The sequence below is a fragment of the Pseudomonas frederiksbergensis genome (assembly GCF_001952935.1).
GTDB lineage: Bacteria > Pseudomonadota > Gammaproteobacteria > Pseudomonadales > Pseudomonadaceae > Aquipseudomonas > Aquipseudomonas frederiksbergensis.
Genome location: NZ_CP018319.1, coordinates 3,727,663 through 3,743,437, shown reverse-complemented (window position 1 = coordinate 3,743,437; position 15,775 = coordinate 3,727,663). Strand labels below are relative to the sequence as shown.

The following is a 15,775-nucleotide window of genomic DNA, read 5'->3' as shown; positions in this document are numbered from 1 at the left end:
CCGAACTGCGGAGTCCCCCTTACTCTCATGCAGCGCATTAGCGCGCGTATTCACGCAACTCACTTCAAGGAAGAAGTAGCCAATGAACAGTATTGAAGACTGCACCCTTATCCAATGGCCCGACGATCAACAAGCCTATGAAGCCGCCATCAACGAGAACCCAGAGAATGCCGGCACCGGCGGCGGCACTCGTCGCAAGCGCTCTCTGATCAATTACTCAAAGCTGTGGGCGAACGGACGCACGCTCAAGATCGCGTTTATCGACGGCCCCGATGATGAACACAAACAGAAGATCATCAAAGCAGCACGCCAATGGCTGCCCCATATCAATCTGAGCTTCGATTTCGTTGAAGGGCTCGACGGCGATATCCGGATCGCAACCAAAAACAACGACAACAGCTCAATGCTGGGCACTGACGCGCTATTGATCCATCCAGACTGGCCCACCATGAACCTGGGGGTCAAACCTGAACATGAAGATTTTGAAGTAATCGTGACTCATGAGTTTGGGCATGCTTTAGGCGCGATGCATGAACACCAACACCCGGAGGCCAATATTCCCTGGGATAAACCGAAGGTGTATGAGTTCTACCAGAATCGGGAAATGAATCCTCTGACCAAAGAGCAAGTCGATAGAAACCTCTTTCAACCCTTCAATACAATCGAAGCGATTTATACGCCTTACGACAGAAAGTCGATCATGCACCACCCAGTCGCTAACACACTGACAGAGGGCGATTGGGAGTTACCTATCAACCGAAAGATCAGTAAAAAAGATAAAAAACTCATGAAGTTGCTTTATCCCAAACGTTAACAGTCAAGCGGTCCATCAAGTCAAGTGAGCCTCACCCCGAGATTGGCCTCATCCCAATCCGGTTCTTCCGAGACACCTCTCGCAGACGTCATCACCAGCGGGTAATGACGTCTGCGCTTGCCCTTTCCAAATGCTGCACCGTCAGTCCGGCAATGTCCTGAGCGCATTCACCAAGCCAATCGACAGCATTGAAGTGCCATATTCGCCGTCTAGACTGCGGGCGTACCGTTACACCCATGTCGCACGCAATAGCTGATCGCCATGACCTACAGACAAACCCGACCATCGCCGACGCGAAACCGTCCGGTCATGGCATAATCCGTCACCTTTTATTTCCAGCACCTGCAAAGGGGGCAATTCCTTGACCGTTTCAAGCAAAACGTTGCACCTTTTCGGCATCAAAGCCTGCGACACCATGAAAAAGGCGCGCACCTGGCTCGATGAACACGCTGTCAGCTATGACTTTCATGATTACAAAGCGGTCGGAATCGACCGTGAACACCTGACCCAATGGTGCGACGAGCACGGCTGGCAAGTGGTGTTGAACCGTGCAGGCACGACCTTTCGCAAGCTCGACGACGAACGCAAAGCCGATCTCGACCAGCCGAAAGCCATCGAACTGATGCTCGCACAACCCTCGATGATCAAGCGCCCGGTGCTTGATCTCGGTGACCGAACCCTGATTGGCTTCAAGCCAGATATCTACGCGGCAGCACTCAAGTAAGGCAGCCCGTTCCATTTTGTTAGAGGTATCAACATGTCCACTACCCTGTTCAGCCTGGCCTTTGGTGTCGGCACTCAAAACCGTCAAGGCGCATGGCTGGAAGTGTTTTACGCTCAGCCACTGCTCAATCCGTCGGCCGATTTGGTTGCTGCCATTGCGCCAATCCTGGGCTACACCGACGGCAATCAGGCCATCGCTTTCAGCACCGCCCAGGCCTCGCAACTGGCTGAGGCCCTGAAAAGCGTCGACGCTGCCCAGGCTGCCTTGCTGACCCGTCTGGCCGAGAGCCACAAGCCGCTGGTCGCGACCATTCTGGCCGAAGACGCTCAGTTGACCTCCACCCCTGAGGCTTACCTCAAGCTGCACCTGCTGTCCCATCGCCTGGTCAAGCCGCACGGCCTGAACCTGGCGGGTGTGTTCCCGTTGCTGCCGAACGTGGCATGGACCAGCCAGGGCGCAATCGACCTGGCCGAACTGGCCGAGCATCAACTGGAAGCCCGCCTGCGTGGCGAGCTGCTGGAAGTGTTCTCGGTGGACAAGTTCCCGAAAATGACCGACTACGTGGTTCCGGCCGGCGTGCGTATCGCTGACGCGGCACGTATTCGCCTGGGCGCCTACGTGGGCGAAGGCACCACCGTGATGCACGAAGGTTTCGTCAACTTCAACGCCGGCACCGAAGGCCCGGGCATGATCGAAGGCCGCGTTTCCGCTGGCGTATTCGTCGGCAAGGGTTCGGACCTGGGCGGCGGTTGCTCGACCATGGGCACCCTGTCGGGCGGCGGCAACATCGTGATCAAGGTTGGCGAAGGCTGCCTGATCGGCGCGAACGCCGGTATCGGCATTCCGTTGGGCGATCGCAACACCGTTGAGTCGGGCCTGTACGTGACCGCTGGTACCAAAGTGGCGCTGCTGGACGAAAACAACAAACTGGTCAAAGTCGTGAAGGCCCGTGAACTGGCCGGTCAGCCTGACCTGCTGTTCCGTCGCAATTCGGAGACCGGTGCCGTGGAATGCAAAACCCACAAATCGGCCATCGAACTGAACGAAGCGCTGCACGCTCACAACTAAGCAGAGCGTCAAACGATCACCTGAACTTGTAGGAGCGAGGCTTGCTCGCGATGGGGCCCTTGAGGCCGCCAAAAGCATCGCGAGCAAGCTTTGCTCCTACAAGGTTCAGGCGTACACCCGCCCATGTTTAACAGGGCCCGATAGCATGATGATTCCTTCTCCCTGGCGCGCCGATTTTCCGGCCATCGCCGCATTGCAACGGCAAGACCAGACCTATCTGGACAACGCCGCCACCACGCAAAAACCTCAAGCCTTGCTGGATGCCCTGGCGCATTACTACGCCAACGGCGCGGCCAACGTGCATCGGGCGCAGCATCTGCCCGGCGCCCACGCCACCCAGGCGTTCGAGGCCAGCCGCAGCAAAGTCGCCCATTGGCTCAATGCCGGCGATTGCGGGCAGATTGTCTTTACCCACGGCGCAACGTCTGCGCTGAACCTCCTGGCTTATGGCCTGGAACATCTTTTCAATCCGGGCGATGAAGTAGTCATCAGCGCCCTGGAGCATCACGCCAACCTGTTGCCATGGCAGCAACTGACCCAGCGTCGCGACCTGAAGCTGGTGATCCTGCCTCTGGACGCCGACGGTTTGATCGACCTTGAAGCCGCCGCGCAGTTGATCGGTCCGCGAACCCGCTTGCTGGCGGTCAGTCAGCTGTCCAACGTGCTCGGTGCCTGGCAGCCGTTGCCCGCCCTCTTGACGATGGCCAAGGCGCATAACGCGCTGACCGTGGTCGATGGCGCCCAAGGCGTAGTTCATGGCCGGCATGACGTGCAGGCGTTGGGTTGCGACTTCTATGTGTTTTCCAGCCACAAGCTCTACGGCCCCGATGGACTGGGCGTGCTGTTCGGTCGCAATGAATCGCTTGAGCAGCTGCGCCATTGGCAGTTCGGCGGTGAAATGGTGCTGGATGCCGATTACCACAGCGCACGGTTCCGCCCGGCGCCACTGGGTTTTGAGGCAGGTACGCCGCCGATTGCCGGGGTGATTGGGTTGGGGGCGACGCTGGATTATCTTGCGGGGCTCGATCAGGACGCCGTGTCCGCCCATGAAGCAGCGCTGCATGACTATTTACTCAAAGGCCTTGAAGCGCGCAACGGCATTCGATTGCTGGGCAAGCCGCAACTGGCGCTGGCCAGTTTTGTCGTCGAGGGTGTGCATAACTCCGATTTGGCGCATTTGCTGACCGAACAGGGGATCGCGGTGCGCGCCGGCCATCACTGCGCCATGCCGTTGCTGAAAAGCTTTGAATTGGCCGGGGCGATTCGGGTGTCGTTGGCGCTGTACAACGATTCCGAAGATCTGGAACGGTTCTTTGAAGCGCTGGATCAGGCGCTGGAGTTGTTGCGATGAGCTTGCCTGCCGATGCGGTTGCGGCGCTGGAGGTTTTTCAGAATGCTGCCGGTTGGGAACAACGGGCGCGGCTGTTGATGCAGTGGGGCGACCGTCTGCCCGCCTTGAGCGATGTGGATAAAGTCGAGGCCAACCGCGTGCATGGCTGTGAAAGTCAGGTGTGGCTGATGGGCGCGCTGGATGACGGTCACTGGCAATTTGCCGCGAGCAGCGATGCGCGGTTGATTCGTGGGTTGGTGGCGTTGCTGCTGGCCCGGGTTAACGGGTTGTCAGCGGTTGAGTTGCAGCAGGTGGATCTGCCGGATTGGTTCAATCAGTTGGGGCTGAGCAGACAGCTGTCGCCGTCGCGCAGTAATGGCCTGAATGCCGTGCTACAGCGGATGCGTGAACTGGCCGCCTGACCGATCGTTCCCACGCTCTGCGTGGGAATGCCTCAAGGGACGCTCCGCGTTCCAGCTCCTGAAAGGGACGCGGAGCGTCCCGGGCTGCATTCCCACGCAGAGCGTGGGAACGATCAGGTTAGGCCGGTTTGATGCGATCGGCGGGGCGACGTACCCCGGCAACAATCTTATCCACAGCCTTGGTCGCCGCGACCATGCCAAACGTCGCCGTCACCATCATCACCGCACCGAACCCGCCGGCACAGTCGAGCTTCACGCCGTCACCGACAAAACTCTTCTGCAAGCAAATGCTGCCATCCGGTTTCGGGTAGCGCAGTTGTTCGGTGGAAAACACACACGGCACGCTGTAGTGGCGGGTGACGGTGCGTGAGAAGTTGTAATCGCGGCGCAAGGTCGAGCGCACTTTCGAAGCCAACGGATCATTGAAGGTCCGGTTCAAATCGCACACCTGAATCAGCGTCGGATCGATCTGCCCGCCCGCACCACCAGTGGTGATGATCTGGATCTTGCGGCGCTTGCACCAGGCGATCAGCGCCGCCTTGGCATTCACGCTGTCGATGCAATCGATCACGCAGTCGATGTTCGGCGTGATGTACTCGGCCATGGTTTCCCGGGTGACGAAGTCCGCCACCGCATGCACGGTGCAGTCCGGGTTGATCCCGCGCAGGCGCTCGGCCATTACCTCGACCTTGGGTTTGCCGACGGTGCTGTCCAGCGCATGCAACTGACGGTTGGCGTTGCTGACGCAAACGTCATCCAGGTCAAACAGCGAAATCTCGCCCACGCCACAACGGGCGACGGCTTCAGCCGCCCAGGAACCGACGCCACCGACGCCGACGATCGCCACATGGGCCGCGCGCAAACGCTCCAGGCCTTCGATGCCATACAAACGGGCGATGCCTGCAAACCGCGGATCTTCTGTACTCATGACCATTACCCCAAAAACCGGCGCGCATTATAGGGCCGTCAGCGGGCAAGAGCACCTTTGGGCTATGGACGGCAGTCTTGAGGGCTTCAATTGACGACAAATTTATTGGAATTGAGCTGCAGCGCCCAGGTCAAAGAACTTAAGTCGACTTGGATTGCCCAACGTCCGGCCTTTCCCTGTCCGCTGTACGGTCAGTGAACGCCCGGTGTAGGATGCGCGCCCCCAGCCTCTTGGCAATCGGCCGCCGACCGTTCCTTCGTTCAGCAGCTCCTGGAACCTCAAATAGCTATGTCATCGCGTAAATTTGGACTCAACCTGGTCGTGGTGCTCGCCATCGCAGCCTTGTTTACCGGCTTCTGGGCGCTGATCAATCGCCCGGTCACCGCCCCCAACTGGCCTGAACAGATCTCCGGCTTTTCGTACTCGCCGTTCCAGCAAGGGCAGTACCCGCAAAAAGAGCAATACCCGACCGACGATGAAATGCGTCGCGATCTGGAGATCATGAGCAAGCTGACGGACAACATCCGTACTTACTCGGTCGATGGCAGCCTGGGTGATATTCCCAGGCTCGCCGAAGAGTTCGGTTTGCGCGTGACGCTGGGTATCTGGATCAGCCCGGACCTTGAACGCAACGAGCGTGAAATCCTGCGCGCCATCGACCTGGCCAAGACCTCCCGTAGCGTGGTTCGTGTAGTGGTCGGTAACGAGGCAATTTTTCGTAAGGAAATTACCGCCGCCGAACTGAGCGTGATCCTTGATCGCGTCCGCGCGGCCGTGAAAGTACCGGTGACGACCTCCGAGCAATGGCACATCTGGAAAGATAACCCGAGCCTGGCCAAGCACGTCGACCTGATCGCCGCCCACGTCCTGCCGTACTGGGAACATGTGCCGATGGAGCAGTCCGGACAGTTCGTCCTCGACCGCGCCCGCGACCTGAAAAAGATGTTCCCGAAAAAACCGCTGCTGCTGTCGGAAGTCGGCTGGCCGAGCAACGGCCGTATGCGCGGTGGCGCCGACGCGTCGCCGGCAGACCAGGCGATTTATCTGCGGACCTTGGTCAACAAGCTCAATCGCCAGGGCTTCAACTACTTCGTGATCGAAGCCTTTGACCAGCCGTGGAAGGCCAGTGACGAAGGTTCCGTGGGCGCTTACTGGGGCGTGTTCAACGCCGCACGCCAGCAGAAATTCAACTTTGAAGGCCCGGTCGTCGCGATCCCGCAATGGCGCGTGCTGGCCATCGGTTCGGTAGTGTTGGCATTGCTGTCCCTGACCCTGCTGATGATCGACGGCTCGGCCTTGCGTCAGCGTGGCCGCACCTTCCTGACCTTCATCGCGTTCCTCTGTGGTTCGGTGCTGGTGTGGATCGGTTACGACTACAGCCAGCAATACAGCACCTGGTTCAGCCTGACGGTGGGCTTCTTGCTTGCCCTCGGCGCACTCGGGGTGTTTATCGTGCTGCTGACCGAGGCCCATGAACTCGCCGAAGCGGTCTGGACCCACAAACGCCGGCGCGAATTCCTGCCGGTGGTCGGCGATTCGGACTACCGACCGAAAGTATCGATTCACGTACCTTGCTACAACGAGCCGCCGGAGATGGTCAAACAGACCCTCAACGCCCTGGCCAACCTCGACTATCCGGACTTCGAAGTCCTGATCATCGACAACAACACCAAGGACCCGGCGGTCTGGGAACCGGTGCGCGACTATTGCGAAACCCTCGGCCCGCGCTTCAAGTTCTTCCACGTCGCGCCATTGGCCGGCTTCAAGGGTGGCGCGCTGAATTACCTGATTCCGCACACTGCCAAGGATGCCGAAGTCATTGCGGTGATCGACTCGGACTACTGCGTCGACCCGAACTGGCTCAAGCACATGGTGCCGCACTTCGCCGACCCGAAAATCGCCGTAGTGCAGTCGCCACAGGATTACCGCGACCAGAACGAAAGCACCTTCAAGAAGCTCTGCTACGCGGAATACAAAGGTTTCTTCCACATCGGCATGGTCACCCGTAACGACCGTGACGCGATCATTCAGCACGGCACCATGACCATGACCCGACGCTCGGTGCTCGAGGAACTGGGCTGGGCCGACTGGTGCATCTGTGAAGACGCCGAGTTGGGTCTGCGCGTGTTCGAAAAAGGCTTGTCAGCGGCGTATTACCACACCAGCTACGGCAAAGGCCTGATGCCCGATACCTTTATCGACTTCAAGAAACAGCGTTTCCGCTGGGCTTACGGTGCGATTCAGATCATCAAGCGTCACACCGCCAGCCTGCTGCGCGGCAAGGACACCGAACTGACCCGTGGCCAGCGTTACCATTTCCTCGCGGGCTGGTTGCCGTGGGTGGCGGATGGCATGAACATCTTCTTCACCGTCGGCGCCCTGTTGTGGTCGGCGGCGATGATCATCGTGCCGCAACGGGTCGATCCACCGTTGCTGATTTTCGCGATCCCGCCCTTGGCGCTGTTCGTGTTCAAGGTGGGCAAGATCATCTTCCTTTACCGTCGCGCCGTTGGCGTGAACCTGAAGGATGCGTTCTGCGCGGCGCTGGCCGGCCTGGCGTTGTCGCACACCATCGCCAAAGCGGTGCTGTACGGCTTCTTCACCAGCAGCATTCCGTTCTTCCGCACCCCGAAAAACGCCGATAACCACGGCTTCTGGGTGGCGATTTCGGAGGCTCGCGAAGAAATGTTCATCATGCTGCTGCTGTGGAGCGCGGCGCTGGGGATTTTCCTGGTGAACGGCCTGCCGAGCAACGACATGCGCTTCTGGGTGACCATGTTGCTGGTGCAGTCGCTGCCGTACCTGGCGGCGCTGATCATGGCGTTCTTGTCTTCGCTGCCGAAACCGGCGGTCGAGGGCGAGACGGCTCCGGCGGTCTAAATCGTTCCAGATGCACTAAACGGCGGCCAATGGCCGCCGTTTTGCTTTAAGATAACCGCCATTTTGCAGGGCTTGGCGTGATATACGGTCTTTCTGACCGTACTCAAAACCTGTGGGAGCGGGCTTGCTCGCGAATGCGGTGTAACAATCAACTTTTATGCTGACTGACACACCGCATTCGCGAGCAAGCCCGCTCCCACATAGCCCATGCCCAATTTCAAGCTTCCGGAGTTTTCCATGACGGCCCACGCCGACCTTTCGCCGACCCTTCAACTCGCCATCGACCTGATCCGCCGTCCGTCCGTGACGCCGGTCGACGCCGATTGCCAGAAGCAGATGATGCAGCGCCTGGGCGATGCCGGTTTTGCGCTCGAGCCAATGCGCATCGAAGATGTGGATAACTTCTGGGCGACCCACGGTAAACACGACGGCCCGGTGCTGTGCTTCGCCGGCCACACCGACGTGGTGCCGACCGGCCCAGTGACCGCCTGGCAGATCGACCCGTTCAACGCGGTGATCGATGAACACGGCATGCTCTGCGGCCGTGGCGCGGCGGACATGAAAGGCAGCCTCGCGTCCATGACCGTGGCGGCCGAGCGTTTCGTCACCGACTACCCGGATCACAAGGGCAAGGTCGCTTTCCTGATCACCAGCGACGAAGAAGGCCCGGCGCACCACGGCACCAAAGCGGTGATCGAACGCCTTGCCGCCCGCAAGGAGCGTCTGGACTGGTGCATCGTCGGCGAACCGTCGAGCACCACCCTGGTGGGCGATGTGGTCAAGAACGGCCGTCGCGGCTCCCTTGGCGCCAAATTGACCGTGCGCGGCGTGCAGGGTCACGTGGCGTATCCGCATCTGGCGAAGAACCCGATCCACCTCGCGGCCCCGGCGTTGGCCGAACTGGCCGCCGAGCACTGGGACCACGGCAACGATTTCTTCCCGCCGACCAGCTTCCAGATCTCCAACGTGAATTCCGGCACTGGCGCGACCAACGTGATCCCGGGCGACCTGGTGGCGGTGTTCAACTTCCGCTTCTCCACCGAATCCACGGTTGAAGGCCTGCAAAAACGCGTCGCCGACATCCTCGACAAGCATGGCCTGGACTGGCACATCGACTGGGCGCTGTCCGGCCTGCCGTTCCTCACCGAACCGGGGGCATTGCTGGATGCCGTGGCGTCGAGCATCAAGGACATCACCGGGCGCGAAACCAAAGCTTCCACCAGTGGCGGCACCTCCGACGGGCGCTTCATCGCGACCATGGGTACGCAGGTGGTTGAACTGGGCCCGGTCAACGCGACGATCCATCAGGTCAACGAGCGCGTGCTGGCTGCCGACCTCGATGTGCTGACCGAAATCTACTACCAGACCCTGATCAAGTTGCTCGCCTGATGCTCGCCTGCCCGATCTGCAGCGAACCGCTTAACGCGGTGGACAACGGCGTGGCCTGCCCCGCCGGGCATCGTTTCGACCGTGCGCGCCAGGGTTACCTGAACCTGTTGCCGGTGCAGCACAAGAACAGCCGCGACCCTGGGGATAACCTGGCGATGGTCGAGGCCCGCCGCGATTTTTTGAATGCCGGCCATTACGCGCCGGTGGCCAAGCGTCTGGCTGAACTGGCAGCGCAATACGCACCGCAGCGCTGGCTGGACATCGGTTGTGGCGAGGGTTACTACACCGCGCAAATCGCCGAGGCTTTGCCGAATGCCGACGGTTACGCGCTGGACATCTCCCGGGAAGCGGTCAAACGTGCCTGCAAACGCAACCCGCAACTGACGTGGTTGATCGCCAGCATGGCGCGGGTACCGTTGGCCTCCGGCAGCTGCCAGTTTCTCGCCAGCGTGTTCAGCCCGCTGGACTGGGAGGAAGCCAAACGCCTGCTCAGCCCCGGCGGCGGCTTGATGAAAGTCGGGCCGACCAGCGGCCATCTGATGGAATTGCGCGAGCGTCTGTACGACGAAGTGCGTGAATACACCGACGACAAGCATCTGGCTTTGGTGCCTGAAGGCATGACGCTGCAACACAGTGAAACCCTGGAGTTCAAACTGACGCTGGAAAAGGGTCAGGACCGTGCAAACCTGTTGGCCATGACACCCCACGGCTGGCGCGCCAGTGCTGAACGCCGGGCGGCGGTCATCGAACAGGTCGAGCCGTTCGAGGTCACTGTATCGATGCGCTACGATTACTTCGTACTTCAATAATTTTCTATTTTTTGGTCTTCGGCATTTGCCCTAGGCCGGCTAAATCCGCGAATGGATTTTTCAGACCCGCAGTGAGGACATCCATGCGCCAACCCGATATCGAGATTTACCTGAAAGACGCCGACGTCGACTACAAGGCCGTCGCGGCCTGGCTCGGCACTGCTTTGGGCCCATGCACCGACTGGGTCCAGAAAGGCCAGACCTACAAGTGCAAGGCCGGCAATGTGTCGGTCACCTGGCTGCCGAAAGCCGTGGGCAAATGGAACAGCCTGTTCCTGGACAGCGACCAGACCCCGTGGGAAGACGACATCGCCTGCGCCCGCGCAGCGTTTGCCGCGCTGAACGTCGAAGTGCGTTGCGCACCGGGTAGCTGGGTCGAGGAAGAAGGTGAAGAGACAGCGGATCGCTGGATGCGCATCAGCGCCGATGGTGAAGAAGAAATCACCTGGAAAACTGTCTAAAAGCAACGCCGATCAAATGTGGGAGCGGGCTTGCTCGCGAATGCGGTGTGTCAGTCAGAGTTGATATCGACTGACACACCGCATTCGCGAGCAAGCCCGCTCCCACACTGGTTTTGGGTGATCTGAAGATCGGGTTTACAAGCCTACAACGTCCTCAGCCTGCAAACCCTTCTCGCCAGTCACCACGCCGTATTCAACCTGCTGGCCTTCAGCCAACGAGCGGTGCCCCTCGCCGCGGATCGCGCGGTAATGCACGAACACGTCCACCCCATCCTCGCGCTGAATGAAGCCATAACCTTTGGCGTCGTTGAACCACTTCACATTGCCGGTTTCGCGCGTAGCCATGTCAGTACCCCCTTGTTTTTATTTTGAACGGCCGAGTATATGACAGCCGCCAAAACTCTCAACTCACTTTACTTAGCCGCTTTTTTGCCGATTTTCGGCGAATACGGCACACTATCGGCCGCCCGAGCATTTGCTCGGTTTTTTCCACTCACGCAGAAGCCGTATGACCCGTTCCCCGTTCCGCCGTCTTGTGTTTGGCACCCTGCGCCGACTGCTCTACCTCTGGGTTCGCTCGGAGACGATCAATCAGTCGTCGTTCACCCTCAACCTCGACCGCAGCCGCCCGGTGTTCTACGTCCTGCAAAATCCTTCACTGACCGACCTCGCCGTGGTCGACACCGAATGCAGCAAGGCCGGCCTGCCGCGACCGGTGCTGCCGGTATCCGTGGGTGCGTTGATAGAACCCGCCGCGTTCTTTTACCTGACGCCGGAGCCTGACTGGCTTGGCCGCCAGGACAAACGCGGTGCGCCGCCGACCCTCACCCGCCTGGTCAGCGCCCTCAGCCAGAATGCCGCCGAAGACGCGCAGATCATTCCGGTCAGCGTGTTCTGGGGCCAGTCGCCGGACAGCGAATCGAGCCCGTGGAAGCTGCTCTTCGCCGATAGCTGGGCGGTCACCGGGCGTTTGCGTCGGTTGCTGAGCATCATTGTGCTGGGGCGCAAGACCCGCGTTCAGTTCTCCGCGCCGATCCATTTGCGCGAGCTGATCGACCACAACAAGGGCCACGAGCGCACCGTGCGCATGGCCCAGCGAATTCTGCGGGTGCACTTCCGCAACCTGAAAGCCGCGGTGATCGGCCCGGACATTTCCCACCGCCGCAACCTGGTCAAAGGCCTGCTCAATCAGCCCTTGGTCAAGCAAGCGATCCTCGACGAAGCCGAGCGTGAAAACATCTCCCCGGAGAAAGCCAAGGCCCAGGCCCTGCGCTACGGCAACGAGATCGCCTCCGACTACACCTACACCGCGATCCGCTTTCTGGAAGTGGTGCTGAGCTGGTTCTGGAACAAGATCTACGACGGGATCAAGGTCAACCACATCGAAGGCGTGCAGAAGGTCGCCCAGGGTCACGAAGTGATCTATGTGCCGTGCCATCGCAGTCACATCGACTACCTGCTGCTGTCCTATCTGCTGTTCCGCAATGGCCTGACCCCGCCGCACATCGCCGCAGGGATCAACCTCAACATGCCAGTGATCGGCAGTCTGCTGCGCCGTGGCGGTGCGTTCTTCATGCGCCGCACCTTCAAGGGCAACCCGCTCTACACCTCAGTGTTCAACGAATACCTGCACACCCTGTTTACCAAAGGCTTCCCGGTGGAGTACTTCGTCGAGGGTGGCCGTTCGCGCACCGGGCGCATGCTGCAACCGAAAACCGGCATGCTGGCGATCACCCTGCGCAGCTTCCTGCGTTCGTCACGGATGCCGATCGTTTTCATCCCGGTCTACATCGGCTACGAGCGTGTGCTGGAAGGCCGGACCTACCTTGGCGAACTGCGCGGGGCGACGAAGAAGAAAGAATCGATTTTCGACATCTTTAAAGTCATCGGCGCGCTCAAGCAGCGCTTCGGCCAAGTGGCGGTGAACTTTGGCGAGCCGATCAAACTGGCGGAATTCCTCGACAGCGAGCAGCCGGACTGGCGTCAGCAGGAACTCGGTCCGCAATTCAAACCGGCCTGGCTCAACGAAACCACCAACCGCCTCGGCGAGAAAGTCGCGCAACACCTGAACGAGGCGGCAGCGATCAACCCGGTCAACCTGGTGGCCCTGGCGCTGCTGTCCACCAGCCGTCTCGCGCTGGATGATCGCGCCATGGCGCGCGTCCTCGATCTGTACCTGGCACTGCTGCGCAAGGTCCCGTATTCGCCGCACACCACGTTGCCCGAAGGTAACGGTCGCGCGTTGATCGAGCATGTGAAGGACATGGATTTGCTGTCCGAGCAGAGCGATGCCCTGGGCAAGATTTTGTATCTGGACGAACAAAACGCCGTCCTGATGACCTACTACCGCAACAATGTTTTGCACATCTTCGCCTTGCCGGCGCTGCTGGCGAGCTTCTTCCAGAGCGCCTCGCGCATGAGCCGCGAACAGATCCTGCGCTACACCCGCGCGCTGTATCCGTACCTGCAATCGGAGCTGTTCATTCGCTGGTCGCTGGACGAACTGGATGCGGTGATCGATCAATGGCTCGAAGCCTTCGTCGAGCAGGGTCTGCTGCGTTTCGAGAACGACGTCTACCTGCGGCCGGCGCCGAGCTCGCGGCATTTCGTGCTGCTGACGCTGCTGTCGAAAAGCATCGCCCAGACCCTACAACGCTTCTACATGACGGTCTCGCTGCTGCTCAACAGCGGTCAGAACAGCATCAGCGCCGAAGAGCTGGAAGACCTGTGCACGGTCATGGCCCAGCGCCTGTCGATCCTCCATGGCCTCAACGCCCCGGAGTTTTTCGACAAGAGCCTGTTCCGCCACTTCATCCAGACCCTGCTGGATCTGGACGTGCTCAAGCGAGACGAGGCCGGCAAGCTGAGCTATCACGAACTGCTCGGCGAACTGGCCGAAGGTGCGGCCAAGCGAGTGCTGCCAGCGGAGATTCGCTTGTCGATTCGTCAAGTTGCGTTGCATCGCAGTGAAGATGCGGCGGATCAAGTTTAGTTGAGATTAGCTGTAACTTTCTGACAATGATTATAAGAACAAGGATGTTTTTATAATCACCCAGTTATGAATTAATAAAGACCCTCTACAACTAATCCCGATACGGATATCGCGATGAACCCATTAGAAAACACCACCCCACATGTAACCCTCACCTTTAGTTTGCCTGAAGACTATCTGCCGCCCAGCGGTGGCGAAGGCGAAACTTATATAAGCGTTCATACCGCAAACTCTTCCACCCCCATCAAAGTGGCGCAATCCCGTGAACCCGTACTGCGCAGTGGGCGCTGGAACTTTTACTTTGCACACAACTATTCCGATGTCAGCGTTAAATACCTTGTCACCGTCAGCATGACCCACAACGGCGTTCCACTGCTGATTGACCTGGACTACTTCGTGATCGTCCACCGTGCGCCGCACCGACAAACCCTGCACCTTAGCCCCATCGGCCGCCTCTATCTCCAGGCACAGGAGCCTCGGGCAGTACAACCTGAACACGCTGTGACCGTTGTCGCCCACGAGCACGGCGATACCGCAGCACAACTGACGCAAATACATATCAGCGAAAAAATGGCGGAGGCGTTTTACCTGGAATACGATCCGGACACTGTCGTACCTGGTAAACGCTATACGCTGGCAGCCACTGAAAATGAATACCACAATTCAATTACGATATATCCAGGATCCGTTGTATTGAAACCTTTTGGTAGAACCTGAAAAAAGCGCTTATCGAAAGATTCATGGGGAGAAATCACCGGAAAATTCCGTTAAATTGCTGTTGGCGCTCGTCTACTTCGGGCGCCAACGACAGGGATTCAACTCATGAAAAAACGCTCGCTTCTAGGGCTTACGGCTCTACTCGCTGCCTGCCAATCAATACAACCTGCTGCGAAAACCAGCTTCAATGGCGAAGTGTTCTACCTGCAACGCATCGCCCTGCCGCCGAGTGCGACCTTAAGCGTCAGCTTGCAGGACGTTTCCCTGGCCGACGCGCCCGCCGTGGTCCTCGACGAACACAAAGGCCCGGTCAAAGGCCAGGTGCCGCTGCCGTTTCATCTGAGTTACGATCCAGCCCAGATCAAACCGGGCCATCGTTATTCGGTCAGCGCACGGATCGAAGTGAATGGCGAACTGATGTTCATCACCACCGAACATCACGCCGTGCAGCTGGATGGCAGCGATCCGCAGCCACTGAAAATCCGCGTCGACGCCGCCCGCTAATTCTCTATTTTGTACAAGGAAGCTGCCATGTTCCGCCCTACCCTTCGCTTCGCCGGCCTGTGCGCAGGCTTGATGATTTCCGCCAGCGCCTTGGCGCTGTCACTCAACGACCTGTCGCAAACAGACGCCACCGGCGGCCTCAAGGATGCCCTGACTCAAGGTGCGCAACTGGCCGTGAAACAACTGGGCACGCCGGGCGGCTTCAGCAACAACCCGGACGTGAAAATCGAATTGCCGGGCAAACTGGGCAAAGTCGCCAGCAAGATGAAACAGTTCGGCATGGGCGCCCAGGTCGATCAGCTGGAAACCAGCATGAACAAAGCGGCTGAAACCGCGGTGACGCAAGCCCAGCCGATCCTGGTGGACGCGGTGAAGAAGATGAGCGTGGAGGACGCCAAGGGCATTCTCAGCGGCGGCAAGGACTCGGCCACTCAGTACCTGAGCAAAACCAGCCGCGAACAGATCCGCGTCAAGTTCCTGCCAATCGTCAAGCAAGCCACAGATCAGGTGGGCCTGGCCAAGCAATACAACTCATTCGCCGGGCAAGCCGCGACGCTGGGTGTGGTGGATGCGAAGAGCGCCAACATCGAAAGCTACGTGACCGAGCAGGCGTTGAACGGTTTGTTCGAAATGATTGGTAAACAGGAAGAAACCATTCGCCAGAATCCTGCGGCGGCAGCGACCAGTTTGGCGAAGAAGGTGTTTGGCACCCTCTAGTACTCTCTCCCGCTGATCAT

General features: G+C 59.3%; 15 protein-coding genes. 13 read left to right on the top strand and 2 right to left on the bottom strand.

All coding sequences use genetic code 11. The annotated features are described in order from the left end of the window. The first annotated feature begins 82 nt into the window (after window positions 1-82). The 5 genes from PFAS1_RS17380 (at window position 83) to PFAS1_RS17360 (ending at window position 4,358) form a co-directional block, all read left to right on the top strand. A complete protein-coding gene (locus tag PFAS1_RS17380) occupies window positions 83-814 on the top strand; it encodes a M12 family metallopeptidase (protein ID WP_076029920.1) in 732 nt (243 codons plus the stop codon). Between the two features lie 415 nt (window positions 815-1,229). Continuing rightward, a complete protein-coding gene (locus tag PFAS1_RS17375; RefSeq protein WP_232252269.1) occupies window positions 1,230-1,538 on the top strand; it encodes an arsenate reductase in 309 nt (102 codons plus the stop codon). Between the two features lie 33 nt (window positions 1,539-1,571). Beyond that, window positions 1,572-2,606 (top strand): 2,3,4,5-tetrahydropyridine-2,6-dicarboxylate N-succinyltransferase, encoded by a 1,035-nt coding sequence (gene dapD, locus PFAS1_RS17370; protein ID WP_074879716.1) that lies wholly within the window; start codon window positions 1,572-1,574, stop codon window positions 2,604-2,606. A 145-nt stretch (window positions 2,607-2,751) separates the two neighbouring features. Continuing rightward, a complete protein-coding gene (locus PFAS1_RS17365; protein ID WP_076029918.1) occupies window positions 2,752-3,957 on the top strand; it encodes an aminotransferase class V-fold PLP-dependent enzyme in 1,206 nt (401 codons plus the stop codon). After that, window positions 3,954-4,358, top strand: coding sequence for a SufE family protein (locus PFAS1_RS17360; protein ID WP_074879723.1), 405 nt, complete (start codon window positions 3,954-3,956; stop codon window positions 4,356-4,358). The genes PFAS1_RS17365 and PFAS1_RS17360 overlap by 4 nt, the downstream gene beginning before the upstream one ends. Window positions 4,359-4,476: 118 nt before the next feature. On the opposite strand, the gene tcdA is transcribed toward PFAS1_RS17360, so the two are convergent. Beyond that, window positions 4,477-5,286: a tRNA cyclic N6-threonylcarbamoyladenosine(37) synthase TcdA gene (tcdA, locus tag PFAS1_RS17355; protein ID WP_173860471.1), complete on the bottom strand. Its 810-nt coding sequence runs from the start codon at window positions 5,284-5,286 to the stop codon at window positions 4,477-4,479. Window positions 5,287-5,574: 288 nt separating this feature from the next. On the opposite strand from tcdA, the gene PFAS1_RS17350 reads away from it, so the two are divergent. From PFAS1_RS17350 to PFAS1_RS17335, 4 genes are all read left to right on the top strand, one after another. Further along, entirely contained in the window at window positions 5,575-8,166 is a 2,592-nt protein-coding gene (locus tag PFAS1_RS17350) for a glycosyltransferase (RefSeq protein ID WP_076029916.1), read from the top strand. 237 nt (window positions 8,167-8,403) lie between these two features. Next, entirely contained in the window at window positions 8,404-9,555 is a 1,152-nt protein-coding gene (gene dapE, locus PFAS1_RS17345; RefSeq protein WP_008146697.1) for a succinyl-diaminopimelate desuccinylase, read from the top strand. Further along, entirely contained in the window at window positions 9,555-10,364 is an 810-nt protein-coding gene (locus PFAS1_RS17340; RefSeq protein WP_056739139.1) for a putative RNA methyltransferase, read from the top strand. Before dapE ends, PFAS1_RS17340 begins: the two co-directional genes overlap by 1 nt. An 83-nt stretch (window positions 10,365-10,447) precedes the next feature. Further along, complete coding sequence (locus PFAS1_RS17335) at window positions 10,448-10,825, top strand: hypothetical protein (RefSeq protein ID WP_008146702.1); 378 nt, start codon at window positions 10,448-10,450, stop codon at window positions 10,823-10,825. 135 nt (window positions 10,826-10,960) lie between these two features. On the opposite strand, the gene PFAS1_RS17330 is transcribed toward PFAS1_RS17335, so the two are convergent. Beyond that, entirely contained in the window at window positions 10,961-11,170 is a 210-nt protein-coding gene (locus tag PFAS1_RS17330; protein WP_008146705.1) for a cold-shock protein, read from the bottom strand. Window positions 11,171-11,333: 163 nt separating this feature from the next. Here PFAS1_RS17330 and plsB point away from each other — a divergent pair, with 163 nt between their 5' ends. From plsB to PFAS1_RS17310, 4 genes are all read left to right on the top strand, one after another. Beyond that, window positions 11,334-13,817 carry a glycerol-3-phosphate 1-O-acyltransferase PlsB gene (plsB, locus tag PFAS1_RS17325; RefSeq protein WP_076029915.1) on the top strand — a complete coding sequence of 828 codons (2,484 nt, stop codon included), beginning with the start codon at window positions 11,334-11,336 and terminating at the stop codon, window positions 13,815-13,817. A gap of 114 nt (window positions 13,818-13,931) precedes the next feature. After that, a complete protein-coding gene (locus tag PFAS1_RS29540; protein ID WP_076029914.1) occupies window positions 13,932-14,534 on the top strand; it encodes a hypothetical protein in 603 nt (200 codons plus the stop codon). Window positions 14,535-14,639: 105 nt separating this feature from the next. Next, window positions 14,640-15,038 (top strand): YbaY family lipoprotein, encoded by a 399-nt coding sequence (locus PFAS1_RS17315; protein ID WP_076029913.1) that lies wholly within the window; start codon window positions 14,640-14,642, stop codon window positions 15,036-15,038. A 27-nt stretch (window positions 15,039-15,065) separates the two neighbouring features. After that, on the top strand, window positions 15,066-15,755 hold the full coding sequence (locus PFAS1_RS17310; RefSeq protein ID WP_076029912.1) for a DUF4197 domain-containing protein: 690 nt from the start codon (window positions 15,066-15,068) through the stop codon (window positions 15,753-15,755). Window positions 15,756-15,775: the final 20 nt, after the last annotated feature.

Bases quoted from the DNA above. Each gene is read 5' to 3' on its own strand.
- PFAS1_RS17380 (WP_076029920.1), top strand. From the start codon at position 83: ATGAACAGTATTGAAGACTGCACCCTTATCCAATGGCCCGACGATCAA.
- dapE (WP_008146697.1), top strand. From the start codon at position 8,404: ATGACGGCCCACGCCGACCTTTCGCCGACCCTTCAACTCGCCATCGAC.
- PFAS1_RS17340 (WP_056739139.1), top strand. From the start codon at position 9,555: ATGCTCGCCTGCCCGATCTGCAGCGAACCGCTTAACGCGGTGGACAAC.
- PFAS1_RS17365 (WP_076029918.1), top strand. From the start codon at position 2,752: ATGATGATTCCTTCTCCCTGGCGCGCCGATTTTCCGGCCATCGCCGCA.
- PFAS1_RS17315 (WP_076029913.1), top strand. From the start codon at position 14,640: ATGAAAAAACGCTCGCTTCTAGGGCTTACGGCTCTACTCGCTGCCTGC.
- plsB (WP_076029915.1), top strand. From the start codon at position 11,334: ATGACCCGTTCCCCGTTCCGCCGTCTTGTGTTTGGCACCCTGCGCCGA.
- PFAS1_RS17335 (WP_008146702.1), top strand. From the start codon at position 10,448: ATGCGCCAACCCGATATCGAGATTTACCTGAAAGACGCCGACGTCGAC.
- PFAS1_RS29540 (WP_076029914.1), top strand. From the start codon at position 13,932: ATGAACCCATTAGAAAACACCACCCCACATGTAACCCTCACCTTTAGT.
- PFAS1_RS17310 (WP_076029912.1), top strand. From the start codon at position 15,066: ATGTTCCGCCCTACCCTTCGCTTCGCCGGCCTGTGCGCAGGCTTGATG.
- PFAS1_RS17350 (WP_076029916.1), top strand. From the start codon at position 5,575: ATGTCATCGCGTAAATTTGGACTCAACCTGGTCGTGGTGCTCGCCATC.
- PFAS1_RS17330 (WP_008146705.1), bottom strand. From the start codon at position 11,170: ATGGCTACGCGCGAAACCGGCAATGTGAAGTGGTTCAACGACGCCAAA.
- PFAS1_RS17375 (WP_232252269.1), top strand. From the start codon at position 1,230: ATGAAAAAGGCGCGCACCTGGCTCGATGAACACGCTGTCAGCTATGAC.
- PFAS1_RS17360 (WP_074879723.1), top strand. From the start codon at position 3,954: ATGAGCTTGCCTGCCGATGCGGTTGCGGCGCTGGAGGTTTTTCAGAAT.
- dapD (WP_074879716.1), top strand. From the start codon at position 1,572: ATGTCCACTACCCTGTTCAGCCTGGCCTTTGGTGTCGGCACTCAAAAC.
- tcdA (WP_173860471.1), bottom strand. From the start codon at position 5,286: ATGAGTACAGAAGATCCGCGGTTTGCAGGCATCGCCCGTTTGTATGGC.